This window comes from Parazoarcus sp. PS-13 R2A (assembly GCF_057621855.1).
The window spans coordinates 151,228-174,934 of record NZ_JBYEXN010000005.1; the positions used below are offsets into that span (position 1 = coordinate 151,228).

The following is a 23,707-nucleotide window of genomic DNA, read 5'->3' on the forward strand; positions in this document are numbered from 1 at the left end:
GCGATGACCCGCTACGTAATGGTTGCAGACCTCAATCGCTGTGTCGGCTGTCAGACCTGCACCGCCGCCTGCAGACACACCAACGCGACTCCGCCCGGCGTGCAGTGGCGCAAGGTGCTCGACATCGAGATGGGCGAGTACCCGAATGTGGACCGCCTGTTCATGCCGGTGGGCTGCCAGCACTGTTCCGATCCTCCGTGCATGGAAGTCTGCCCGAGTACCGCCACCGGCCAGCGCAAGGACGGCATCGTCACCATCGACTACGACATCTGTATCGGCTGCTCGTACTGTGCTGTCGCCTGTCCTTATCAGGCGCGCTACAAGGTGGAAGAAGCGCGCTTTGCCTACGGTGACACGCCGACCGAAAACGAAGCCATCCGCTTCGACGCCGGTCGCATCGGGGTTGCGCAGAAGTGCACTTTCTGCGCAGACCGCGTCGACGCCGGACTGGAAAAGGGGCTCACGCCGGGCGTTGATCCCGACGCCACCCCGGCCTGCGCCAATGCCTGCATCGCCAACGCGCTTACCTTCGGCGATCTGGAAGACCCCAACAGCAATGTGTCCGAACTGTTGACCGAGAACACCTGGTTTCGCATGCACGAAGAACTGGGTACCGATCCGGGCTTCTACTATCTCTGGAACGAAAAATGATCAACGAGAAATTCGCACGCTTCGGCACCAGCCACCAGACCAGTTGGGACGGTCGCGCAGCGGCCAACTTCATCTTCGGTGGGGCCGGATCGGCGTTGCTCGCCATCACCGTGCTCGCGTCCTGGCCCGACACCCCCAACTGGCCCCTGCTCGCGCTCGCACTGAGCCTGATCGGCGCCGGTCTCGCCTCCGTGTGGACCGAAATCGGCCGTCCATGGCGCGCATTCAACGTGCTCTTCCACCCTCAGACCTCATGGATGACCCGGGAAGCCTTCGTCGCCGGCCTGATCGCCCTTCTCGTGGTCGCAACAATCGTGACCGGGATGAACCTGGCTGCCGGTGCCGCAGCGCTGGCCGGCCTGCTCTTCCTCTACTGCCAGGGCCGCATCCTGCGCGCAGCCAAAGGCATACCGGCCTGGCGTGAGTTCAGCATCGTGCGCCTGATCATCAGCACCGGCCTCGTTGAAGGCCTCGCCCTCCTGATGCTGGCAGACCTTGCGACAGGCACTGCATACGCCAACATGCCAGCCGCCCTGCTCGTACTGGTCGTGCTGCGCTTCGGCGCGTGGTGGATCTACCGCTCGCGCATGCTCGCCTCCGATGCGCCGCGCTCCACACGGGCGACACTCGGGCTTGTGCACCGCGCGCTATTGGGCGGAACGGTGCTGCCGGCCCTGGCTGTCGCGCTGGCCATTGCAGTGCCTGCCATCGCTGCGCCCGGTACGGCAGTAGCAGCCCTTACGGCACTGGCGGCCGGGTGGTGGTTCAAATACCTCCTGATCACCCGTGCGGCGCAGGTCCAGGGCTACGCACTCGGCAACAAGCTGCGTCGGGGACATCCGCTGGCGAACCGGGCGTGACAGACCTTGAACAAGGCAAACGCCTGAATCCCACCCACAGCGCTGCAGATCGGTAACGGCCCCGGCAACCCGCTGCGGGTAATCGCCCTGGTTGCCGACAAGCAAGATCTCTCTGCCCGAACGGGGAGCCTCTCCAGACCCTGTCCCTAACCGGACACCCCGTTCGCTTGATACCCGAGTGCTTTGCACTCGGGTATTTTTTTGCGTCAGCCGCGTGTCAGTGTCTCAGACGGCGATTCACCAAAACGACGCTTGTATGCGGTGGCAAAGTGACCAAGGTGGGAGAAGCCCCAGCGCATGGCCTCACGGGTCACCGTGGTGTCACCAGCCCAACCGTTCAGCAGCGCGTCGTGCACCCGCTTCAGGCGTACTTCTTTCAGATGGTTCATTGGTGTGGTGTCGCGGAAACGCCGGAATCCTGCAAACAGCGAACGACTGCTGACACCGACGTACTCGGCAAGGTCGACGATTGTCAGCGCCTCATCGGCATGCTCTTCGATGTACTCCTCGACACGTTTTACGAAGGCCGGCGCAATTGACGGAGACTGACCTTGAAGACGTTCGGTGTAGTTGTTTGGCTGGCACATCAGCAGCATCGAGATCAGCATCTGCTCGATCTGCACCGCCAGCAGGGGCGAACTCAGCGCGATCGCCCCCTCTCCGACGCCGTCCTGCTCGGCCTCGGCGAACAACCACTGCACCGCACGCATCCAGCGTCGCCCAGCGACACTATCCAGGTGCATGTCGAGGCGAAAGTCGATGGAATCGCGAAGGTCGTACCCAAGGTGCTGGATGCAGTGGCGCTCAAGCACTCCGCTGTCGATACGGATAAAGATCTTTTCTGTCCCTGCACTGTGTTGCATCGTGACCGGCCGCTTGGGACTGACCACCGACGCAACGCCAGGACAGGAGTCAATGGCGATGTTGCCGCAGCGAATCCGTTCATGTCCGCTAAGCGGCATCTGCACAAGGGTGAAAGCATCGAGCTGGCCTGGATCGATGGTGACATCGCCGCCGTAGGTCATCCGCCCCAAACCGATGCCGCGCAGGCGGCGGTAGCACATGCGGGCATCAAAGGAACGATCGGCACCCGCGAAGTCAAGGCGATGATCACAGAATACGTCCGCCCCCCGCCGACGGGCCTCGTCCATATCCTCAGTATGAAAAACCGGATAGCGGGACAGCAGTTCGCCGGGTACAGGCTGCGGTGCAAGCGTATCGAAGTTCATATCTGCTTCTCTCCGTTTTATGCGGGGACTTCCCATCGCCAGTTGGTGCTTAACCAAACGCCCATGCACTCCAAACGTGCGTCATCGCACCGATACGGTGCAGAAAAACGATTTCAGATCATCAACTTGGCTGCACCGGGTGTACAGGCGGATGAAATCGGCTTTTTGCACTCCTTTAAGCAACAACTATTCCTGTCTGAACTTTTAAGGTGTGTTTTCAGGCCTGAATGCAGGCCACGGACATCACTTGCACGAATTGGATAAGGCGTGCGTTGAACGGATAGCCCCGTGCGGAGCGAAGGCCTAGCTTTGCGGCCATGAACCGTCGTACCCAACGGCGGCGGAACGAAGAGCCAACTGAGCCCCGCAAAATGGACAGAATCCCCGAGAACGTAACCCCGCCCGCAACCATGTCGCCGTCATCGCGCATGCTGTCACCACGCAGCCCTGCAAAGATGCTTACCGACACTTTGATCATGCTGTTGCCGTGGTCAATCATTGCAGCCCTGCTGTGGGCAGCCTTCTTCATCAAGCCGCAACCTGTCGGTGAAACCGTACAGCCACCGGTACTGGAGCGCCGCGACCAGTACTACGGCCTCGCGAGCAATGGCGACAAAGGTCTGTGGCTGGCAGGGAGCGGCGGCAAGATTGTCGCCCTGAGTCCAAATGGCGATACCCGCCTGCTCGCCAGCGGCACGAGCAAGTCGCTTCAGGACATCGCAACCTGGGACACCACCCACGGCATCGCAGTCGGTAACGACGGCGTGATCATCACCACCGGGGACGGTGGCCAGACCTGGGTGCCGACCACCAACGCACCGCGCTCTGAGGTCGCCAACAAGCTGGTGCGGGTGCGCGTGGCGGCCGACGGCGTGGCGTGGACCGTTGGCGAGATGGGCGCTCTGCTGCACTCAAGCGATTACGGCAAGCAGTGGGAGCGCCGCCGCCCTGAAGAGGACAACGCCTGGAACGACCTTGCGCTGCTAGGCGACGGACAGATCTGGGTGGTCGGTGAATTCGGCCAGATGTTGTACTCGTCTGACAACGGCCAGACCTGGACCGAGCACAAGTCCGAGGTGGAAAGCTCGCTGATGGCAGTTGCCTTTCGTGACCCGCTGAACGGGATGGCCGTTGGCCTGGAAGGCGTGGTGCTGGTCACCCGGGACGGCGGACAGAGCTGGCAGAGCGCAGATAGCGGCGTCGCCGTTCACCTCTTTGATGTGGTCTGGGATGCAGCGCATGCGAGCTGGATGGTGGCTGGCGACCAGGGCGTCTGGCTGCGCGCGGATGCAGAAGTCAGCGACATGCGCCATGGGCGGTTCGACAGCCACGACATGAGCTGGCACACGCGCGCACTGCCGACGCCTGAAGGCACCTGGTTCGCCGGCGCCAACGTCGGTCTGTGGGCTAACGAGCGATGGAGCCCTGTCGGCAACCACGCCCCGCAGCCGACCAATTAAAGCGCCCTGACGCAGCCCTCTTTCCCTTGCATCTCATCCCTAGTGGACGCGCCCCTATGATCAATCAGTTCGGACAGCTATGTATTCGCCATCGCGCCTGGGTATTGGCGCTGATTTCCCTGATCACCATCGTGCTCGGCTTTTTTGCACTGAAGGTGGACGTACGCACGGTGTTCGAGGACATGCTGCCCTCGAACCACCCATATATCAAAACCCACGAACGCTTCAAGGACACCTTCGGCGGCTCGAACATGGTCACGATCATGGTCGAGGCGCGCGAGGGCGAGATCTTCCAGCCTGAAGTGCTCAATACAGTGCGCGGCATCACCCTTGGCTTGCGCGAAGTTTCGGCGGTCAATCCCTTTCAGATCATCTCGCTGGCCAGCAAGAAGCTGAAAGAGGTCCGCGCCTCGACAGAAGGCATCGAGACACGGCCGCTGATGTGGCCGGATGCGCCCAGCAGCGCGGATGAGATCGCTGAATTGCGCGCAGCCGTGCTGCGTAATCCGCTGGTGTATGGCGCCTATGTGTCTCAGGACCTGAAAGCGGCCCTGATCACGGTGGACTTCATCGACCGCGAGGTGGATTACAGCAAGGTGTTCAAGGAGGTTTCGGCCCTCGCCGAGGGCTTCGAGAACGACAAGGTGCACGTCAGCATGGTGGGCGACCCCATTCTGTTCGGTTGGGTGAACCACTACCTGCCAGAGACCATGAAGATCATCGCGCTGGCCGTGGTTGCCACACTGGCGATGCTGTTCATCATCCTGCGTACCTGGCGCAGCGTGCTGCTGCCGCTGGTCGCGGGTGCGGTCAGTGCCACCTGGGCGCTGGGCATGTGCGCGCTGCTGGGCATCACCTTTGAACCGCTGGTGATCGTGGTCGCCATGCTGATTACCTCGCGTGCGGTGTCGCATGCGGTTCAGATCATCAACCGTTTCAACGACGAGATCGTCAGCATCGAAAGCGGTCGCGAGACATCGCGAGATGCGGCACTGGCTTCGATCCGCGACCTGCTGCGCCCGGGCATGCTGGGCGTGGTGTCGGATGCGGCCTGCATCGCGGTGGTGATCATGAGCCCGATCCCGATGCTGCAGAAGCTCGCGCTGCTGGCGGTGGTGTGGGTATCCACGCTGGTGGTCAGTGCGCTCCTGCTGACGCCCATTCTGCTGTCCTTCATCCGTCACCCGCACGGTCATGTGCACGGGCTGGACGTCACCCCGCTACTGCGCCGCGTGCTCGACTTTGGTGTATGGATGGGCACCTCCAGCTTCCGTTACGTCGTGGTCGGCTGCAGCACGCTGGTGATCCTCGGCTCCGGCCTGTACGCACTGAACCTGAAGATCGGCGATCCGCAACCGGGCTCGCCCATCCTGTGGCCGGAATCACGCTACAACCTGGATGCAGCTGCGATCAACCAGCGCTTCCAGGGTGTTGACCGGATGTTCATCGTGCTGGGCAAGGACGGTCAGGAAGGCTATGTGAAGACCAGCGAGGCCTTGCTGGCGATGAACGCGCTGCAGCGTTTCATTGAGGTACAGCCGGAGGTGGGCGCGTCAGTGTCCATCGCCGACGTCCTGCCAGTAATGAACCGTACGCTGCGCGAGGGCAATCCGCGCTATCTGGAGCTGAGCGACGAAGAGGCGATCAACGGCAGTCTCATGGCGATCCTGGAGTCGGTATCCGAACCGGGCGACATGGACCGCTTCATCGATGGCGATGCGTCCAACGGTGCGGTGACCCTGATGTTCCGCGACCGCCAGGGCGAAACCATCCGCACCGCTGTCGCACGGATCAAGGAGTTCATCGCCGGCAACCCGCTCGCCAATGGAGAGTGGCAGTTGGCGGGCGGTTCCATCGGCGTGATCGCCGCAGTCAATGAAATCATCCTGTCGAGCCAGATCGAGTCGATCGCGCTCGCCCTGGTGGTGCTGGTCGTCGTGTGCATGGTGACTTACCGCTCGTCGGTGGCCGGCATGCTGTTCATGTTGCCGGTGATCATCTCCAACACCCTGACCTTCAGCTTCATGGCGTGGAAGGGCATCGGCATGAACATCAATACCGTGCCGGTCGCGGCACTGGGCATCGGGCTCGGCGTCGATTACGCGGTGTATATCGCCGACCGCATCAAGGGCGAATACGCCCGCGGCTGCACGGTGGACGAGGCGATCCGCAACGCACTGCACACGTCCGGCATGGGCGTGGCCGTCACCGCCGGCGTGCTCATCATCAGCACCCTGATCTGGTGGCTGTCGTCGCTGCGCTTCCAGGCCGAAATGGGCCTGCTGATGGCGATCTGGCTCTGCATCTCGGCGATGTCGGCATTGTTCGTGATGCCTGCCGTGATCAAGGTTTTCCGTCCCGCATTCATCTTCGGCAAGGCACAGGCGGCGCCCCTGACGAGCGTCCGCACAGCCCTGGCCTGACAGTTTTTTTCACCGCGCAGCACCTTTCCACCCAACTCAAGGGAGTTAGCATGGACAACAAGAGAGAACCCCGGGCAGGCGCGCCTCACCTGCTGAAGCGCCTGACCCTCGCGCTGGTCACAGCAGGCTGTGCCTTGCCGCTGTACGCAGCAGACGACAACCTGAAGATCGATGGCTATCTCCGGCAGGAACTGTCGTGGAACACCATGGACTGGAAGGACACGCCGGGTTACGACGACCGCGGCAAGCTCTCCATGGCACGCACCACAGCCCGCCTCAACATCGACTGGCGCGCAACGCCGGATGTGTCCGTAGTCGCCAAGCTTCGTGGCGTCGGTGAGATTCAGACTCCGTTCCTCCGTCACCTGGAGACGATGGGCGCGAACAACTACCGTGATGGCGACATCATGGACCTCTACAACCGCAACCACATCAGCGATGTGGTTCGCGAACTGTATGTGGATTTTCCACTTGGCGAGCGCACACGCGTCCGTCTGGGAAAGCAGCAGATCGCCTGGGGTGAAACCGACTTCTTCGCAGCCAACGATCTTGTGCATGGCTTCGACTACACCTGGCGTTCCTTCCTCGAGCCCGCAAACGAGGAACTGCGCAAGACCAATATCATGGCCAAGTTCAACATCGACGTGCCCGAACTGGACGGCGCCATCGAGATGTTCATTCGGCCCGGCTGGGACCGTAAGAAGGACATCGGTACCGAGCTCGAAGTCTACGGCGGGCGCTGGTCGAGCCAGCCCTATGCCGGCGTCGATTTCCGCAATATCGACCCCTACGACTTCGAGAACAAAAAGGGCGATCAACGCAAGCCGACGGGTGGCATTCGCTGGAGCGGAATGGCAGGCGACATCAATTATTCGCTGTCCTACCTGAAGACCTTTTGGCCCAGCCCCATCATGAACGGCACCAGCAAGTTCAACGGCGTGCCCGGCACCAGCAGCGTCAACACCCAGGGACGTTCCGATACCACCGGCTTGTTCGGAAACATCATCTACCCAGTGGTTGACGTATTCGGCATGACTGCCAGTGGCTATGCGGAATGGGCGGATGCCGTATTCAGCACCGAAGTCGCCTACGTGAAGGATGCGCCTTACAACTTTTCAGCGGTTCCCGGCTCCCTCGCCTCGCAGGCCGTCGCACCTGGCTTTGACGGCTTCACGCGCAAGGACGTTCTGACGTGGATGCTGCGCATGGACAAGAACCTGTCCTTCACCCAGAGCCTGCTCGGTAGCGAGAAGCCGATGTTCTTCTCAGTCCAGCTGTTCGACAAGTGGATTCAGAACTACGACAACGACGACCGGCTACTCAACTCCGTTGGCTGGGGTGCAAAGACCAAGGAGCACTCCTTCCTGCTCACCGGTATTTTCAGCCTGAGCTATGACAATGGACGGATCAAACCCGAGTTGGTGGTTGGCAGCGACCTGACCTACGGCGGCGGATTCGCCGTGCCTTCGGTAACGATGGAAGTGGCCAAGAACTGGCGCTGGAAAGTCGAGTACGACAAGTTCTGGAACGACAGTTGGAGAGACAGCAACAAGTGCCAATCCGGCGCGAACACCTGCGACAACGCCAGCCTGTTCGGTTACTTCCACAAGCGCGACCAGCTCTACACCAGCCTGACCTACCTGTTCTGAACCCAGACGGAGAACTCCACATGAATAAACTGCACAAGCCCCTTCTTGCATCATTGGTCACCGCAATGATGCTGGCAGCCCTTCCCGCCCATGCGGCTGAACTGCCGGCAGGTACGATCATCTCGGCCGAGAACCTCGACAAGATCAAGAACGACACGTTTGAAGGCCACACCATTGCCAGCATGCTCAGCGAGCGCATGGAATGGCGGATCCGCAATAATGGCTGGAAGCTGCCCCTGGCCAAGTCAAAGGCCATTCCGCTCGACCCGACCTGGGTCAAGGCCTCGCAGGCCAACGCAGGCAAGACCAAGATCAACGCGGAAACCTGTCAGGTTGACGGCTGGGGTGCAGGTCAGCCCTTCCCCAACATCGACGAGAAAGATCCCCAGGCCGCAGAAAAAGTGATCTGGAACTGGCATCTCGGTCAGCTGACCGGCGATGTAGCCTACGTCCCGAACTTCACTCAGGTGCTGATCGATGGTGAAAAGGGCGTACATGCCGAACCCGTTGCCGAGTTCACCCGTTATGCCATGAAGGGTCGCCTCACCGGCGACGCCGTCGAAGGTGACGGCAGCGAACGCGGCCGCCAACTGCTGTACTTCAAGTCCCCATCGGACATGAAGGGACTCGGCACCTTCACCGTCATGTACGACTCGGTCAAGGTCAACGACGTCTGGGCCTATATCCCCGCCGTTCGACGCGTACGTCGTCTCTCCGGTGGCGCCTGGATGGACCCGATCGGCTCTTCCGACCAGTTGCAGGACGACCTCGAGATCTTCAACGCTCGCCCGTGCTGGTATCCGGGCTACAAGATGCTCGGCAAGCGCTGGGTGCTCGCAGTGGCCAACAGCAAGACACCGCTGTGGAACAAGAACGGCAAGAACTTCGCCGACAAGTATCCGGTTCTGGAAGACAAGGCCCCGTTCTGGAACATGAACAACAACCAGTTCGAGCCGCGTGAAGTCTACGTCATCGAAGCCACGACGCCGTCCGAGCATCCTTACAGCAAGAAAGTGCTGTATGTGGACACCAAGTATCCGCGCATCTATTACGGCGAGGCTTACAACCGCAAGGGTGAGTTCTGGAAGTTCATGGAATTCCACTCCCACGCGGCCAAGGCCGAAGATGGCTTCACCGACATTCGTACCGCCGGCGGCGCCATCATCGACTTCCAGCGCAACCATGCCACCGTGTTCCTGGTCGATTCACCGACCTGGAAAACCAACGTGCCTGGCATGAGCTCGAAGGACTTCACCCTGCAGACCCTGCAGGCCGCCGGACGCTGATCCGCAGCAGGGGGCAAGCCCACGGTCCTGGGCTGCGGCGTCCACCCATGGTCACCGCCCAGGACCGTTGCCGCTGCACGCTGGTGCAGCGGCAAAAAGGCGCACAAGATCAGTACTGCTTCTGCGGTCGTGTCAGCGTGCCTTGGGCCAGAGTGCTGATCAAGGCAGCCAGCCCCCTCACCGGCTCGCTGAGTGTCTCGACCGCACGGTGCACGAGGCCGACATCGCGATGGAAGGTGTGCGGTCCAAGGTCGATGGCACGCACTGCCGCCGGCCAGCGCCTGAAGATCGACGTTTCGGGCACCAGCGCGACGCCGACACCATTTGCCACGAGCTTGACGATGGCTTCAAGCTCATCGACCTCGCAAACCTCACGCAAAACAAACTGCCGCTCCCGCAGAAACCGGTCCACCTGCCGCCCACCGAAGGACGCACGATCGTAGCGGACGAACGGGTGGCGGGACAACAGCGCGGCCCAGTCATCCCCCGCCACATCGCGCGGGACAACCAGCCGAAATGGTTCGCGTGCCAGTGCTGTCCAGCACAGGTCACTTTGCATCGAAAACGGAGGCCGGATGACTGCCGCCATGTCGATCTCGCCCGCGTCCACCCGGTTCACCAGTTCCATCGACAGACCGGGAATAACCCGTGTGCGGCATCCCGGATGCTGCCGGTGAAATCCGGCCAGCGCATCCGGCAGCAGGGTCCGTTGCACCGAGGCGATGGCACCGACACTGACCAGCACGGAAGCGGAAACGCCCGGCGGCGTGGTTCCGAGGTTGTCGTAGAGCGCGATCAGTTCCTGTGCCTGAACCAGAAGCTGGTGCCCCATCTTGTTGAGGCGTGCCGAGCGTCCGACGCGTTCGAAGACCGCGAATCCGAGTTCCCTCTCAAGGCGTTGCATCTGGGCGCTGACGGCCGCCTGTGTAAGGCCGATCCGGTCACCCGCTGCGGCGAAGCTGGCCTCCCGGGCAACGACAACGAGGGTCTTCAGTTCGCGAATCATTCACAAATTTCCTTTGTGTTTTACTCAAAAATATATTGATATTATTTTTCTGACCGTCCCTTTAGGATCCTACCGCATCGACCAACGGCACTGCCGGTCAACCAATACGGAGAAAGCATGGATCTCGGCATCAAGGGTAAGCGTGCCCTCATCATGAGTGCAGGGGGCGGTCTGGGCAGCGCCATTGCTGTGGCGCTGGCGCGCGAAGGCGCGGTGGTATGTCTGGCCGGCAGAAGCGAGGAGTCCCTTTCCGCGGCAGCAGCGAGAGTGCGTGAGGCAGGCGGCGTTGCCCACACGTTTGTCTGGGACCTGGGCAAACCTGAAGAATGGACAGCCGGGGTGCAGCGCGTACTCGCGGAACTCGGCGGTATCGACATCCTTGTCAATAACACCGGTGGTCCCCCGCCGGGGCCAGCTCATGGTCACTCCGCCGATGTCTGGCGCAACGCGTTCGAGTCCATGGTGCTGTCGGTCATCGGCATCACCGATCTGATTCTGCCGGGCATGCGCGCGCGCGGGTGGGGCCGGGTCATCACCAGCACCTCGTCCGGCGTCATCGCCCCCATCCCCAATCTTGGCCTGTCCAACGCGGCGCGCATCTCGCTGGTCGGCTGGTCCAAGACCCTCGCACGGGATATCGCACGGGACGGGGTCACGGTGAATGTCGTGGTGCCGGGGCGCATTGCCACTGCTCGCACCCAGTTCCTCGACAGTGCCCGCGCCCAGCGTGAAGGACGCGGCGTCTCTGATGTCGAATCCGAGAGCGCGGCGACCATTCCGCTCGGGCGCTACGGCAGGCCTGAAGAGTACGCAGACGTCGTCACCTTCCTGGCCAGCGAACGCGCTTCATACATGACAGGCTCAACCGTCCGCATTGACGGCGGGCTGATTCCCTCAGTCTGATTGCGTCGCGGTCGGGCGGCAACCCGCATTGCTGCCCCCACAAAAACACACACCATTTTTCAGGAGTCATCCAATGAGTCTGTCACCCTTTCACCTCGCCATCCCCGTCCACGACCTCCCTGCTGCACGGCGTTTTTATGGCGAAGTCTTCGGGCTTGAAGAAGGCCGCTCAAGCGCGCAATGGGTGGATTTCAATTTCTTTGGCCATCAGCTGGTCATCCACGAGCACCCCATTACGGCCTCGCAGGAACACGCCCATACCAACCCGGTGGACGGCCACGACGTACCCGTGCCGCATTTCGGCGTCGTACTCGAATGGGGCCAATGGGAAGCACTTTCCGAGCGCCTGAAGTCCTTCGGCACCGCGTTCGTGATCGAACCCTATATCCGCTTCAAGGGGCAGGTCGGCGAACAGGCCACCATGTTCTTGCTTGACCCCTGCGGCAACGCCCTGGAGTTCAAGGCTTTCAAGGATATGGGCCAACTGTTTGCGAAGTAACGGCGCAAACTCAGCCCGCGCTCATGCCACCGTCGACTGAGATAGTGCTACCCGTGACATACGCAGATTGAGCGGATAGCAGCCACAGGACTGCGGAGGCGACCTCCGATGCCTGGCCAATCCGCTGCATCGGCACGGCATCCGCGTACATCAGATCGTCGCCGCCAGTGACCCGGTCCAGGCTAGGCGTCTTGATCGGCCCGGGGCACACGGCATTCACCCGGATGCCTGAAGCCGCATAGTCGAGGGCCGCCGCACGGGTGGCGCCGATGATGCCGTGTTTGGCGGCAACGTAGTAGGCGAGATGGGGCATCGCCTTGAGGCCGAAGATCGAACTGTTGTTCACGATTGCGCCACCGCCCGTCTCCAGCATTGCGCGGGAGACGTATTTCATCATGTACAGCACGCCCTTGAGATTGACGTCGATCACATCGGAAATATCCTCGTCGGGCGTTTCGTGGATGTCGCTGAACTCGCGCTGCAAGCCTGCGTTGTTGAACGCACCGTCCACCCGCCCAAAGGCGTCAAGCGCGTACTGAACCAGGCCTGCGCAATCTGCTGCACGCGACACGTCAGTGCGACAGAAAACGCCGGTGCCGCCTGCCGCGCCGAGCGCATCAGCCACCGCCCTGCCCGCGCTTTCGCTGCGATTACCCAGTACCACCTTTGCGCCGACGCTGGCGAGCGCCAGGCAGACTTCGCGTCCCATGCCACTGCCACCGCCGGTCACGAGAAAAACCTTGCCTTCAAGGTCGGGGTAAGACGTCATGTCGGTTGCTCCATGTCAGTCGGCCCGTTTCTCACCTGATGAGTGAGAAACGGGCCGGTTCGGGTTGGGGCTGCCGCAGGATTGACCCCGCGGCAGAATCGTGAGCTCAGAGTGCTGCCGGAATCAGGCCGAGCACCGTCTCCAGGGCGATACCGATCGCCAACATGCGACGATCACTGGCTGCCGGACCATCAAGTTCGAGCCCGACCGGCAGGCCGGTTTTCGGCCCGAGCCCGATCGGCAACTGAATCGACGGCAGGCAGGCGCTGGCAGCCGGCTCGGTGTTCTGAATCAGCAGATGAAAGTTCTCGGGCAGGCTGACCTCCGGCCGCGCCTCGGGCGCCACGATCGGTGTCGTCGGAAACACGAAGGCGTCGAGTTGATAACGCTCGAAAAGATCGTGGTAATGCGCTTTCAGCGCCGGACGTCCGCTACGAAGCGCCTCTTGGTAAAGGGGCTCGACGTCAACCAGGGTTCCATCCGGCCCGAAAGTACGCTTCGGCAGCACCAGATCCTTGTAGATGCCCTTTACATCGGGACTTGCGATTTGCTCGTAAAGCGTTTCGATGCTGATGCCGGGTCCCTGTTCGCGCAGATAGGTGCACATGTCGTCATAGGCTTCACCGAACACCACGGGAAAACCGATCGGTTCGTTCAATTCCTGCAGACGCGCATCAGGCACCTCGATGAAGCTCACGCCCACCGCCTCAAGTCGGGCAACGGCGCCTTTGGCCACACTTTCGGTATCGGCATCAAGATTCGCCCAGAACCCCTTCGCCACCCCCAGCCGAAGCGTATCGAGCCGCACCGGCGGCATGGCAGCCTCGCCGGTGATGATGGCGTCGAGCAGGGCCACATCGGCCATGCACAGGGCCATGGGCCCCACCGTGTCGCGGCTGCTGGAGATCGGAATCACCCCCTTGCCCGAATATCGCCCCCACGACGGCCGCAGCGACGCACATCCATTGAGGGCGCACGGGATGCGCATCGACCCGCCGGTGTCAGTGCCGAGCGCCGCGAGCGCCATCCGGGCACCAAGCGCCGCCGCGCTGCCTGAGGAAGACCCGCCGGCGATACGCGACATATCGTAGGGGTTGCGCACACCGACAGTCTCCTTGCTGTGGAAGGCATGGTTGTAACCAGTGCCACCGAAGGCAAGTTCGTGCATATTGGTCTTGCCGAGCACGATGGCACCTGCATCGCGGAGCCGCTTCACGGTGGGCGCATCCTCGGACGGAACGAAAGTCGCCAGCGCCGGCGTACCGGCCGTTGCCGGCAGACCTGCCGCGTGGATATTGTCCTTGATGACCAGCGGCACCCCGCTCAGCGGCTTGCACGGCACACCTGCCGCCCTTGCCGCATCGGCTTCGCGAGCGGCGGCGAGTGCGCACTCGGTGTCAAGCGTGATGAAGATGTTCAGATCGACTCTCGCTTGCGCCTGGTCAATGCAGGCATGCATGAGTGCCTCGCTGCTCAGTTCGCCAGCTGCAATTCGAGCGGCTGCGCTCGCTATCGTCAGCTCGGACAAGCGGACGTCCGGTTTATCTGCGTGTCGTGACATGCGTGCTCCTGTTCGTACTGGAATGTGTTCTTCACTCGAATGAGCTGCGGCAGGTGGCTTACACCGGTGGGTGCATCCGGTGCCATTTGCTGATGCCCTGAAACGCCTCACCGGCCGCAATCAGCGCGGACTCGTATCCTCTGCGCCCGACCAGCTGGCAGCCGATGGGCATCCCATCGGCCGTATGTCCGCACGGCATGGATAGTGCCGGGTGGCCGCTCACATTGAAGGGCGAGGTAAACTGGATCAGTCGCTGGTTAAGCTCCGGGTCCTGTGCCAGCGCACCCAGCTGCTCGTGCGTCGGCGCAGCAAAGGGCTGTACCGGGGCGAGGAGCATGTCGATGGTTTCCAGCAGCGCACTCATACGTCCCCTGAAAGCAATCGCATCAAGGATGACGCGCTGATAGCTCATGCCATCAGTTGCACGACCCACATCGATCAGGCGACTGAGCGCAGGACCGTACTCGGACGCCCGAGCCGGATAGGTTTCAGCATGCGCGACAGCGGCCTGCACGCCGCACAGCATCTCCCACGCACCGGCGATGGGAAACGACTCCGGCGTGCGCACCTCGATCACCTCGGCACCCAGCTCACGCAGTGCCGCGATTACACCCTCCATCGCCTTGAGCGTCTCTTCATCGGTTGCCCTTGCGTTCCATTCACGATCCACACCCACACGAACGCCCTTCAATCCGTGACGAGGCGCGAGTACCGCAGTACCAACCCCGGGCAAAGAGCTCGCATCGAGCGTATCGGGCCCGTCGATGGCCTCGAACATGAGGGCCACATCACGCGCCGAACGCGCGATCGGTCCGACATGGTCCAGCGTTGCCGCCAGTTCGAACACGCCATGACGACTGACCCGTCCCCAGGATGGCTTCAGCCCCGTCAGTCCGTTCGCTGCACAAGGAAAACGGATCGATCCGCCGGTATCGGTCCCGAGCGAGGCGAAGCACAATCCGGCACTGGCGGCCACCGCCGACCCGCTCGACGAGGCACCAGTCCAGTGATTTGCGCCCCAGGGATTCACCGGTGGCACGGACGACGGATGAGGCGTGGCGAATGCACCTTCGGTCAGCTGCAGCTTGCCCAGTACGATGGCACCTGCCTCACGCAGGCGCCTGACGACCGTTGCATCTTCCTGCGGGACATAATCACGGTGCACAGTCGTTCCGGCAGCCGTCACCACCCCTTTGGTCCAGAACAAGTCCTTTACTGCAACAGGAATGCCGTGCAGTGGGCCGCGATAGCGGCCCCGCCCGATCTCGGATTCGGCCTTGCTCGCGGCCTCGAGCGCTTCGTAGGCCATGAGCTTTGCATAGGCGTGCAACTTTCCGTCGATTGCACTGATGCGGTCGAGCTGACTGCGCACCAGTTCCACCGGTGACAGCGCCTTGCGCTTCAGCAAGGGTGCCAATTCACTGATTTCGAGGTAGTGCCAGTCGCTCAGATTCACGCTGTTCATGCGATACCTCCACCGGAAAACGTCGAAAACGCCTCGTCCTTGAAGGTCTCCGGTGCGGGATAAGCCAGGCGGCTTTGCACCAGGCCAAGATCGAGAAAGAGTTCGCACATCTTGTAGGCCACCACACCCGGATTGAGCACCGGCACCGGCAGGCACTCGGCCAGATAGGCGTGGGACTGGTGCATCGTGGTCGAGCCGAGCACGATGACATCCGCTCCGTCTTCGTCGATCGCCCGCAGTGCTTCGGCCTCGAGCTTCGCAAACACGACCTCTTCCTTGCCGCTGAGCAAGGCCTCGGTGTCCGGACGGACATCGATCGCGCGGATGGACGCCAGCCGCGACCCCAGACCGTACTCATTGATGGTCTTGCGATAGAGCGGAAACCAGCGCTTCCACATCGTGAGCACGCTGAACTTGTGACCGAGCATCGCCGCAACGTGAAAGGCGCTCTGCCCAGGCCCCAGCACAGGGATCGACAACCGGGCACGCAGCGCGGCGAGACCCGAGTCACTCACCGTATTGATGCACACCGCGTCAAAGCCTTCGGCCTCGGCGCGCATCCCCGCCTCGATCACCGCCATCTCCATGATCGCCATGTCGTAGTAGCTGTCGGCCAGCGTCATCACCCTGCCCGCGCCGACGAACTCGACCTCGATGTCAGGTCGCCGAAACCCGGCGGGCAACTGCGCTTCGACCATCGGTCGTGTGGCGTCGCTCATCGGCACCGGGAATATCATTTTTACTTTCTTGCTCATATGCGACTCCACAAGGGGAAAGGCTGCGGCCGGATCAGAGACCAAGCTCGCTGCGCGTGCGGGTCAGCGTGTCGATGACGATGTACATGATCTTTCGTGCGCAAGGCATCAGATCGGGTATGTAGGTCGCACCCATGCCGCCAAGCCCCTCTGCGAGCACTTCCGGCGATCCCTCAGCCGGCCACGGCCAGCCAATGCGTGCCGTCGGCACCCCGTAACGCCTCAACGCGGTGCCATCGGTCTGCCCACCCAGCAAATCAGGCGTCCCGTGCGGCCGTTGTTCGATGTGCTCCCAGCCCCGTTTCGCAGACTGGATGACCCAGTTGCGTTCGTCGGTGGTGCCGCCCGGTACCGATCCATACATTTCCCAGTCCAGTACCAGGTCGGGGCGTTTCGCCTGCAGATCGCGGACAAAATCCGCGAACTGCGCCTTGACCTCGGCCGGCGAGGTGCGCGGGTTGATCCGTACATCAAAGAAGAGCTCGGTGATCGCGGACGGAAAGGCCGCGCGCTCGGGGTCTCCCGAGCGGATACCCGAGATCCAGCCATGGGGCGCCACCACGCCTGAGGTATTGCGCTCGGCATAGGCGATCAGCCATTCCTCGAGCGCCTCAATCACGGCAGCGGCCGGCACCACGGAGCTGCGGAATCCGGGCGTTCCACGGGGCACGCCCGCGTAACCGAGGGTGCCATGCACGCGCAGCTTGAACCAGCCCATGCCGGGCTCTTCGTGATACACCCAGTTCCACGGCTTCATCACCACGGCAAAGTCTGCCGCGGCGCCGCGATTGAGCATGTGCAACACCCCGTTCGACATGCCTGCATGCTGGCGCGCAGCCACATCCACCGGCATGCCACCGTCGGCCATTCCGAGCAGGAGGTCGCCGGTGATCGGCACTCCGGATTCAATCAGCGCGGTAGCAATCTCGGTCAGTGTTGCGACCATGGCCTTTGGGTTGGACGCACCGAGGCCGAACACCCAGTCGTCCTGCATCTTGGCCCGTGGCTGCATGTCGGCCTCCGTCTGCCCGCCCGTCCACGAACGCTCGGCATCGTCACACTCAAGGTGAGTGTCGATCGGTGCGTAGAGCATCAAGGCCGCACCGCCGCCAGTGCCACGGTACTCGGCAAGCACGTTGCCGCTGCCGTCGTTCATCGGCTGATAACGCGCATTCATGCCGGTGGCCGACAGGTGCGAAGCCATGAACTCGCTTGCCGCGCGCGCGGCACCGGTGGGGCTGTGGATGTCGGTCAGCGCAAACAGCAACTGCTTCAGGCGTTCAGGGTCAAGCCGGGCACACGCCTGCTCGTACCACTGCTGCTGTTCGGCGGAGAATGGAACGGGTGTGGTCTCTGTCATGGGTACGGGGCTCCGTTGTCTCTATCAGTTGCTGGGGACGAACTGCTCGGCAAACACGTTCTCGGGCGCAACGCCTAGCTCGATCAGGCGTCGGGTAGCCGCGTCGATCATTCCCTGGGGGCCGCACAGGTAGGCCACGGTGTCCGGGTCGGTGACATCCTCGGGCCGTAGCGCGGAAACAGGACTGCCGTTGTGGTAGCAACTGTCGGGCTCGCGATCCACGCAGATCCGGGTATCAAGACCGGGCAGCCACTGGCGGCGCAGTTCGAGCTCATCCAGATAGAACAGCGCGTCCGACGTGGCGCAGCCGAAGCTCAACAACATCGGCGGCTTGCGCCCACCAATCTGGCGCATGCGGTCGATCATCGACAGCACCGGTGCCAGCCCCGTCCCACCCGCGACGAAGATGTGCGGCGCACGACGTTTTTCACGCAGGAAGAAGGCACCATACGGCCCCTTCAGCTTGACCACGTCATCAACATTCGCGCCGCTCTTCAACCACGAAGACATGACGCCTTCGGGCAACAGACGGATCAACAATTCCAGCGTGGGCAGATCCGCCTCGGTCGACACTGGCGAGTAGCTGCGCAACTTCCCGACGCCCGGCACCTCGATCTGCACGAACTGCCCCGGCTTGAATGACAGCCAGTTGCCCTCGGCCAACTCCAGCGACAGCTTGACCACATTGGATGCGATCGGCTCGATGGCATTTACGAAGGCATTCACCTCGACGGGCACCACACCGCCCTCGGCACTGCCGTAGGACAGATCGAAGGTGCAATCGCTCTGCGCACGGCTTACGCACAACAGGCGATGACCCGCCTCGTATTCGCTGGCAAGCAGGGTCGAGCTGCTGCCGGGCTGGCTGCTGGTATTACCTTCGCATAACGTGGCAAGACAACTCGAACAGCTTCCCGAACGGCACTGGTGCATCAGCGGCACACCGCCTGCCAGTGCTGCGTCAAGCAGTGTTTCATCTTCCGCCACGTCGATCGCGCGGCTCGCCCCGTCGGCGAAACGGAAGGTCACCGTATGGGTTTGACTCATGATTGGTCTCTGCTCTGTTGGGAGAATCACTGGCAGCGACGATGTGCGGTGCCGGCAACCGGATCGACCGGCACCTGCACCGCACACTGCCGCACTCAGTCTTCGATCTGCTCGACGAAGTAGCCCGGCGGCTTGCCTGCGGCCGTGTCCTTGAAGCGGATGCTGTGCGTCTTCACCGATCCCGCCACGCCCTTGCCTGGCTTCGCGATCCCGCGGTTCCAGCGCGAGGCCAGCTTGCGCCACGTGATTGGCGAGATGTCGGTGGCCACCAGCTGCTCGTCGTCCCAGCCCGTGCCGTCGGCGTAGAAGTTCTGCATCGCTTCGCGTGCGTACAGGTCGCAGTCATTGAAGCCGTGCAGGCACAGCGGCTTGTACACCCGGTCGAACTTGTACTGGAAGTCCGCGCGTTCCTTCTCCGTCGGGCACACCTTCACCAGCACTTCCCAGTATTCATGCAGGTCGTCGGTGATCGGCACGTACCATTCGTATTGCACGATGTGCTCGCCCGGCCAGTTCTCCACCATCAGCACACCGGGCAGCACCACCGAGGTACGGTAGAAGCGACCCTTGAGCCCTTCAACCTTCAACCCCAGCGATTCATTCTCCAGCACCGGCGCCCATTTCTCGGTAAAGAGCCATTGCATCATGCCCTTGGGGCCTTGCTCATCCTCAACCACGGTGATGCAGTCGTCGCTCGTGGGCAGGATGCCCAGCGGCAGCACCCATTCCATCGCGTGCACGATGGTGTTGTCCTTGTGCACCAGGATGTGCGCGTTGTCGAAACCGTTCTCGCACGCGATGCGCCAGTTGCCGTACCCGGTCCGGTGCATGCCGTGACCTACCGCGTCTGCGTCGAGCAGACTCGGCGCGGCCGGCCACAGTGGGTGCGGGAAGCGTTCACTGTTCTCGGGGAAGCGGAACGGCAGATCCTGCGACAAGGGCGGCACGTCTTCATCGGCAAAGTCGTCCTCACGCACGAACACGAACACCATCCCCGCCACTTCCTCGGTCGGGTAGCTCGTCAGCCCCGTCGTACCCACCAGCTTGTCGTCCGGGTTGGCCACGATGGTCGAGAGCTTGCCGTCCTTCAGGTCGAAGGTGAAACCGTGGTACCAGCACGAGATCGTCTTCTTGTTGAAGCACATCGGCTTCTCCGACAATCTCACCCCGCGGTGCAGACACTGGTCCTTGAGCGCATACACCTTGCCATCGACCCGGCGCAGCACAATCGGAATGCCGCAGATCTGGATGCCCTTCACTTCGTCCTCGCCCAGCTCCTTGCTGAACACCGCCGGATACCAGTGGTTGATGAAGCCCCACGCCGCATCCTTGTACGGCTGGTACTGGCTCTGCGTCTTCTGGCCATTGACCCGCGCTTCGCTGATCCCGCTCGCCGCCTTCACCACCCGCCGACGCACTACCGGTTCGTCTGCCATTGATTTGCTCCCTGTCCAAATGCGCCTAGCGCAACTCATCGCCTGCGCCACCGGGCACCCCGGCAACACTTTCATGAGCCACATCCTAGGCACCACACCCACACCACGCGCTCCATTGCGGACACGCCTTATCCCGTAAGCGCAGAAAATGGTGGAAGCCTTGGCAGCTGCCGCCGCCTTGCCCGTGCCGCCCGACCGCGACCTTCCGGCGAGCTTGGACCAAAAAATGGCACGCCAACCGTCATACCGATCGACATGCCATTTTCTTTACCACCCGTCGTCCCAGCCTTGAGGGTGACACCCCCACTAAGTCACAACACCCTCCGCTGCTTCGACTGCCGCATACCGCCCCCGATGAAACAACAGGGGATCAGCAGAATCCGCGGGCAGGCGCAGATTCAGCACCTTTCCGACCAGGATGAGGTGGTCACCGCCATCGTAGCGATGCGCGGTCTCGCACTCGAACACGGTCGCTACCGTTTCCAGCAGCGGTACGTCGCCCTTCCCTTTGCCGATGCGCAGGTCAGCAAATTTATCGGAAGAAGCACGTGCGAAGCGGTCGGACAAGGTGCGCTGACTAGCATCCAGTACGTGCACCGCAAAATGACCGGCAGCAGCGAAGGCATCGAAGCTGTATGCGCTGCGGGCGATACTCCAGAGCACGAGCGGGGGTTGCAACGATACGGTATTGAAACTGCTGGCGGTCACCCCGACCGGTGCGCCTTCGGTGTCGAGCGCGGTGACAATGGTGACGCCGGTGGCGAACTGACCAAAGGCGCGGCGCAAGTTGGCAGGCTCAATCATCATTTCTCCTCAGAACCTGAAACTGTAAGACGCGGACAACCAGTGCTGCCCCATGTAGAGCGCGGTCAGTCCGTCGGGCGCGGCACCCGTACCATGCACCGTCTCCTTGAATGATCTCGCGTAGGCCACGGAAAACTCGCCTCCGTCCTTCAGCGCGAGGCTTGCCCCAAGGGTGAGATGACGGCGGTTTGCGGCGGGCGCGAGCACGCCCAGGAAGGTGTCGCGACTGTCGAGCAGACGCGTGCCATGGTTATAGCCCGCACGCAGTGTCCATTGCGAATCGACCGCGTACGCTGCGCCGACTCGCCAGATGGTCTGATCGCGCCACCCAAAGCCGGGGCCATTCTTCGACCCGGGGACGCCGGTCGCGCCGCCGACACCGTCGTTGCCAAAGGCGCGCACATCGCTCCAGAGGATGCGTTGTGCATCGATGCCGAAGGTCCACGCCTCTTTCACATAGCTCGCGCCGAACCCGTAACTCGCCGGGATATCGAGTTTGCCGCGCTCAGGCAGCAAGCCTTCGAAGGTGTCCATGCGCCCCATGTCGACCTTGCTCGCCCACATTGCACCCAGTTTCAGGCCGCGGCCTGCATCCCAGGTCCAGCCCAGGCGCACGCCGGCACCGTATGAATCGTCCCGACCTTCGGGCAGGCCGATACTGGCTGTGCCGCCGATATCGAGCACCTGGCGTGCGAGCACCACCCCCACGCCAAGAGCATGTGCTTCACCGAGCTTGCGCGCATACGAGACGGTGGCGACCATCTGCGTGAGCTCCGAGCTGGCCGCCTTCAGCCCGCCGATGTTGTCATCATTGTCATAGTTGGTGCCGACGCCATTGCCAACCACGGTGATGCCCAGGCTCGACACCGCATCCACCATCCAGTTGGCACCCAGCTGGGGGATGATATAGAGGCTCTTGTCTGCGCTGCCGTCGTAGCGCGTGCCGGCAAAGTAGGCACCGTTATCCACCTGGAGGAACGCGGCCCCCAGATCCACCCGGTTGCCCACCAGCACCATGCCTGCCGGATTGGTCGCGCCCACCATGGCGTCCTGCGCGAGGGCGATGGCGACGCCCCCCATGCCCTCGGACTTCACACCGTAGCCATGCGGAAACGTACCTTGTGTGGCGAAGGCCGATTGCCCGGAGCTACCGAGCAGCGCAATGATCAGGCTGCCGAGCAGCCTGCGTCCGCAATTGATTCGCATCGTTTTCGCTTCCATGTCGCCGACCTCAGGCCGCAACCGCAAACGAGTCGATGAAACGATCCGCCTCTGCCGCGTCGTAATACCACGGCGCAAGACTCCTGGGATCGTCGAAAGCGTTGGCGACACGGGCGGCCAGCGCCGGATTCTCTCCGCAGGCGCCAAAGATCTTCAACACTTGCGGGGGCGGCGGCAGGAGATGGGTGTTGGTGAAGCGGGTCACCCACTTCGCGTAGTCCCAGTAGGCTTCAAAGGTCGCCTGCATCCAGGCCTCGTCAAAGGCTTCGTCCCCGTGCTGCACAATTGCCTCCATGTAGAGCGCGGCGCATTTGCTTGCGTTGTTCGAGCCCTGCCCGGTGATGGGGTCGTTGAGCACCAGCGCATCCGCCATACCAAGGACGACTGCCCCCGAAGGCAGTTTGCCGACAGGTCTGCGCACGGTGGGCGTGATCCGGCCTGCGAGCGTGCCCAGTGCGTCGGTCAGGCGAAGATCGGTACACCGGTCTGCCTCCCAGGGGAAGAACTCACGAATGAGCTTCACCGCCAGCTTGAAGTGCGCCTCGGGCGAGTCAACCTCTTGCCAGCAATCCATGGGGCCTCCCGGAATACACTCCAGATTGATGATGTCGCAGGCACCGGTATGGGTCAGTGAGGGGAAGTTTACATACTCACCAATCCCCGGATTGACGCTGATATTGAGGGCAGTGAAATCCTCCCTCGGCTTCATGCCGTGAACGTAGGTCAGCGAGACCGTGCGCAGGGGAGCATCGAACTGACTGCGTTCCGCATCGCGCTCGAACAAGGCCCCCACCGCCCCCTTTCCGGACGCGACGATGACAAGGTCGGCGTCGGCGGCATAGCGTTCGAGATCCGGCACATCTGCGTCTGCGATGACGAGATGGCCGCCACGGCGTTCGAACTCCGCCATCCAGGCCGGCATCTTGATGCGCTGATCCACCGACTGTCCCGGCGCACGCATGGGCGAACGCCAGTCGATCGGGGTCACGCCGTCAGATCCACCCACCCGGAAATGAACGCCGGAAATGGGCGGACAGGCGTCGTCCCAGAACGCCAGATCAAGGTCGCGCTCATAGCCGACCGCCATGTCGTACATCGACTGACTCGACATGACGCGGCCCTGGGAGATCTGCTCTGCGGTGCGATTCGAAACGAGGGTGACGTCGTAACCCCTGGAAAGCAGGCCGATCCCGAGCTGAAGCCCGCCCTGACCTGCACCGATGATGGTGATCTTGCGCATGTTGCTTCTCTCCGTCTTGGGTTGGTGCGAAATCTTCGACATCGAAGACAGCCCCAATTTGACGGACCCTGGACCAGAGAAAT

General features: G+C 62.2%; 20 protein-coding genes. 8 read left to right on the forward strand and 12 right to left on the reverse strand.

Going from position 1 to position 23,707, the window contains the following annotated elements; translation table 11 throughout:
* Nucleotides 1-3 precede the first annotated feature (3 nt).
* Nucleotides 4-651, forward strand: a complete 648-nt coding sequence (locus tag AC22G6_RS07260) for a 4Fe-4S dicluster domain-containing protein (protein ID WP_108974718.1) — start codon at nt 4-6, stop codon at nt 649-651.
* Nucleotides 648-1,511, forward strand: coding sequence for a DmsC/YnfH family molybdoenzyme membrane anchor subunit (locus tag AC22G6_RS07265; protein WP_487366220.1), 864 nt, complete (start codon nt 648-650; stop codon nt 1,509-1,511). Before AC22G6_RS07260 ends, AC22G6_RS07265 begins: the two co-directional genes overlap by 4 nt.
* Nucleotides 1,512-1,717: 206 nt before the next feature.
* Here AC22G6_RS07265 and AC22G6_RS07270 read toward each other — a convergent pair whose 3' ends face one another.
* Nucleotides 1,718-2,809, reverse strand: a complete 1,092-nt coding sequence (locus AC22G6_RS07270) for an AraC family transcriptional regulator (protein ID WP_487366221.1) — start codon at nt 2,807-2,809, stop codon at nt 1,718-1,720.
* Between the two features lie 302 nt (nt 2,810-3,111).
* Between AC22G6_RS07270 and AC22G6_RS07275 the strand changes: the two genes are divergently transcribed.
* From AC22G6_RS07275 to AC22G6_RS07290, 4 genes are read left to right on the forward strand one after another with little or no spacing between them, the layout of a single operon-like run.
* Entirely contained in the window at nt 3,112-4,200 is a 1,089-nt protein-coding gene (locus AC22G6_RS07275) for a YCF48-related protein (protein ID WP_487366222.1), read from the forward strand.
* A 56-nt stretch (nt 4,201-4,256) separates the two neighbouring features.
* Nucleotides 4,257-6,623: an efflux RND transporter permease subunit gene (locus tag AC22G6_RS07280; protein WP_487366223.1), complete on the forward strand. Its 2,367-nt coding sequence runs from the start codon at nt 4,257-4,259 to the stop codon at nt 6,621-6,623.
* A 50-nt stretch (nt 6,624-6,673) separates the two neighbouring features.
* Entirely contained in the window at nt 6,674-8,272 is a 1,599-nt protein-coding gene (locus AC22G6_RS07285) for a DUF1302 family protein (protein ID WP_487366224.1), read from the forward strand.
* Nucleotides 8,273-8,292: 20 nt separating this feature from the next.
* Nucleotides 8,293-9,558 (forward strand): DUF1329 domain-containing protein, encoded by a 1,266-nt coding sequence (locus tag AC22G6_RS07290; protein ID WP_487366225.1) that lies wholly within the window; start codon nt 8,293-8,295, stop codon nt 9,556-9,558.
* A 109-nt stretch (nt 9,559-9,667) separates the two neighbouring features.
* On the opposite strand, the gene AC22G6_RS07295 is transcribed toward AC22G6_RS07290, so the two are convergent.
* Complete coding sequence (locus tag AC22G6_RS07295) at nt 9,668-10,564, reverse strand: LysR family transcriptional regulator (RefSeq protein ID WP_487366226.1); 897 nt, start codon at nt 10,562-10,564, stop codon at nt 9,668-9,670.
* A gap of 117 nt (nt 10,565-10,681) precedes the next feature.
* Here AC22G6_RS07295 and AC22G6_RS07300 point away from each other — a divergent pair, with 117 nt between their 5' ends.
* Together AC22G6_RS07300 and AC22G6_RS07305 are read left to right on the forward strand one after the other, a co-directional pair.
* Nucleotides 10,682-11,467 (forward strand): SDR family oxidoreductase, encoded by a 786-nt coding sequence (locus AC22G6_RS07300; RefSeq protein ID WP_487366227.1) that lies wholly within the window; start codon nt 10,682-10,684, stop codon nt 11,465-11,467.
* A gap of 73 nt (nt 11,468-11,540) precedes the next feature.
* Nucleotides 11,541-11,966, forward strand: a complete 426-nt coding sequence (locus AC22G6_RS07305) for a VOC family protein (protein WP_108974702.1) — start codon at nt 11,541-11,543, stop codon at nt 11,964-11,966.
* Between the two features lie 10 nt (nt 11,967-11,976).
* Here the strand turns inward: AC22G6_RS07305 and AC22G6_RS07310 are convergent, their stop codons facing one another.
* The 10 genes from AC22G6_RS07310 to AC22G6_RS07355 all read right to left on the reverse strand — a co-directional run bounded on the left by AC22G6_RS07310 (nt 11,977) and on the right by AC22G6_RS07355 (nt 23,624).
* Entirely contained in the window at nt 11,977-12,735 is a 759-nt protein-coding gene (locus AC22G6_RS07310) for an SDR family NAD(P)-dependent oxidoreductase (protein ID WP_487366228.1), read from the reverse strand.
* 106 nt (nt 12,736-12,841) lie between these two features.
* A complete protein-coding gene (iaaH, locus tag AC22G6_RS07315; RefSeq protein WP_108974698.1) occupies nt 12,842-14,296 on the reverse strand; it encodes an indoleacetamide hydrolase in 1,455 nt (484 codons plus the stop codon).
* A 58-nt stretch (nt 14,297-14,354) separates the two neighbouring features.
* Nucleotides 14,355-15,761, reverse strand: a complete 1,407-nt coding sequence (locus AC22G6_RS07320) for an amidase (RefSeq protein WP_487366229.1) — start codon at nt 15,759-15,761, stop codon at nt 14,355-14,357.
* Nucleotides 15,758-16,516 carry an aspartate/glutamate racemase family protein gene (locus AC22G6_RS07325; protein ID WP_108948136.1) on the reverse strand — a complete coding sequence of 253 codons (759 nt, stop codon included), beginning with the start codon at nt 16,514-16,516 and terminating at the stop codon, nt 15,758-15,760. The genes AC22G6_RS07320 and AC22G6_RS07325 overlap by 4 nt, the downstream gene beginning before the upstream one ends.
* Before the next feature lie 34 nt (nt 16,517-16,550).
* Nucleotides 16,551-17,876 carry a M20 family metallopeptidase gene (locus AC22G6_RS07330; protein WP_487366230.1) on the reverse strand — a complete coding sequence of 442 codons (1,326 nt, stop codon included), beginning with the start codon at nt 17,874-17,876 and terminating at the stop codon, nt 16,551-16,553.
* Between the two features lie 24 nt (nt 17,877-17,900).
* Complete coding sequence (locus AC22G6_RS07335; protein WP_487366231.1) at nt 17,901-18,923, reverse strand: FAD-binding oxidoreductase; 1,023 nt, start codon at nt 18,921-18,923, stop codon at nt 17,901-17,903.
* Between the two features lie 95 nt (nt 18,924-19,018).
* Nucleotides 19,019-20,359, reverse strand: a complete 1,341-nt coding sequence (locus AC22G6_RS07340) for a Rieske 2Fe-2S domain-containing protein (protein WP_487366232.1) — start codon at nt 20,357-20,359, stop codon at nt 19,019-19,021.
* A gap of 306 nt (nt 20,360-20,665) precedes the next feature.
* A complete protein-coding gene (locus tag AC22G6_RS07345; protein ID WP_487366233.1) occupies nt 20,666-21,163 on the reverse strand; it encodes a flavin reductase family protein in 498 nt (165 codons plus the stop codon).
* 9 nt (nt 21,164-21,172) lie between these two features.
* The gene (locus tag AC22G6_RS07350; RefSeq protein WP_487366234.1) at nt 21,173-22,384 is read right to left on the reverse strand and encodes an OmpP1/FadL family transporter; all 1,212 of its coding nucleotides are present in this window, start codon (nt 22,382-22,384) and stop codon (nt 21,173-21,175) included.
* 10 nt (nt 22,385-22,394) lie between these two features.
* Nucleotides 22,395-23,624, reverse strand: a complete 1,230-nt coding sequence (locus AC22G6_RS07355) for a styrene monooxygenase/indole monooxygenase family protein (RefSeq protein WP_487366235.1) — start codon at nt 23,622-23,624, stop codon at nt 22,395-22,397.
* Nucleotides 23,625-23,707: the final 83 nt, after the last annotated feature.

Bases quoted from the DNA above. Each gene is read 5' to 3' on its own strand.
- AC22G6_RS07350 (WP_487366234.1), bottom strand. From the start codon at position 22,384: ATGGAAGCGAAAACGATGCGAATCAATTGCGGACGCAGGCTGCTCGGC.
- AC22G6_RS07330 (WP_487366230.1), bottom strand. From the start codon at position 17,876: ATGACAGAGACCACACCCGTTCCATTCTCCGCCGAACAGCAGCAGTGG.
- AC22G6_RS07300 (WP_487366227.1), top strand. From the start codon at position 10,682: ATGGATCTCGGCATCAAGGGTAAGCGTGCCCTCATCATGAGTGCAGGG.
- iaaH (WP_108974698.1), bottom strand. From the start codon at position 14,296: ATGTCACGACACGCAGATAAACCGGACGTCCGCTTGTCCGAGCTGACG.
- AC22G6_RS07325 (WP_108948136.1), bottom strand. From the start codon at position 16,516: ATGAGCAAGAAAGTAAAAATGATATTCCCGGTGCCGATGAGCGACGCC.
- AC22G6_RS07265 (WP_487366220.1), top strand. From the start codon at position 648: ATGATCAACGAGAAATTCGCACGCTTCGGCACCAGCCACCAGACCAGT.
- AC22G6_RS07345 (WP_487366233.1), bottom strand. From the start codon at position 21,163: ATGATTGAGCCTGCCAACTTGCGCCGCGCCTTTGGTCAGTTCGCCACC.
- AC22G6_RS07305 (WP_108974702.1), top strand. From the start codon at position 11,541: ATGAGTCTGTCACCCTTTCACCTCGCCATCCCCGTCCACGACCTCCCT.
- AC22G6_RS07335 (WP_487366231.1), bottom strand. From the start codon at position 18,923: ATGAGTCAAACCCATACGGTGACCTTCCGTTTCGCCGACGGGGCGAGC.
- AC22G6_RS07295 (WP_487366226.1), bottom strand. From the start codon at position 10,564: ATGATTCGCGAACTGAAGACCCTCGTTGTCGTTGCCCGGGAGGCCAGC.
- AC22G6_RS07340 (WP_487366232.1), bottom strand. From the start codon at position 20,359: ATGGCAGACGAACCGGTAGTGCGTCGGCGGGTGGTGAAGGCGGCGAGC.
- AC22G6_RS07310 (WP_487366228.1), bottom strand. From the start codon at position 12,735: ATGACGTCTTACCCCGACCTTGAAGGCAAGGTTTTTCTCGTGACCGGC.
- AC22G6_RS07285 (WP_487366224.1), top strand. From the start codon at position 6,674: ATGGACAACAAGAGAGAACCCCGGGCAGGCGCGCCTCACCTGCTGAAG.
- AC22G6_RS07290 (WP_487366225.1), top strand. From the start codon at position 8,293: ATGAATAAACTGCACAAGCCCCTTCTTGCATCATTGGTCACCGCAATG.
- AC22G6_RS07355 (WP_487366235.1), bottom strand. From the start codon at position 23,624: ATGCGCAAGATCACCATCATCGGTGCAGGTCAGGGCGGGCTTCAGCTC.
- AC22G6_RS07280 (WP_487366223.1), top strand. From the start codon at position 4,257: ATGATCAATCAGTTCGGACAGCTATGTATTCGCCATCGCGCCTGGGTA.
- AC22G6_RS07275 (WP_487366222.1), top strand. From the start codon at position 3,112: ATGGACAGAATCCCCGAGAACGTAACCCCGCCCGCAACCATGTCGCCG.
- AC22G6_RS07260 (WP_108974718.1), top strand. From the start codon at position 4: ATGACCCGCTACGTAATGGTTGCAGACCTCAATCGCTGTGTCGGCTGT.
- AC22G6_RS07320 (WP_487366229.1), bottom strand. From the start codon at position 15,761: ATGAACAGCGTGAATCTGAGCGACTGGCACTACCTCGAAATCAGTGAA.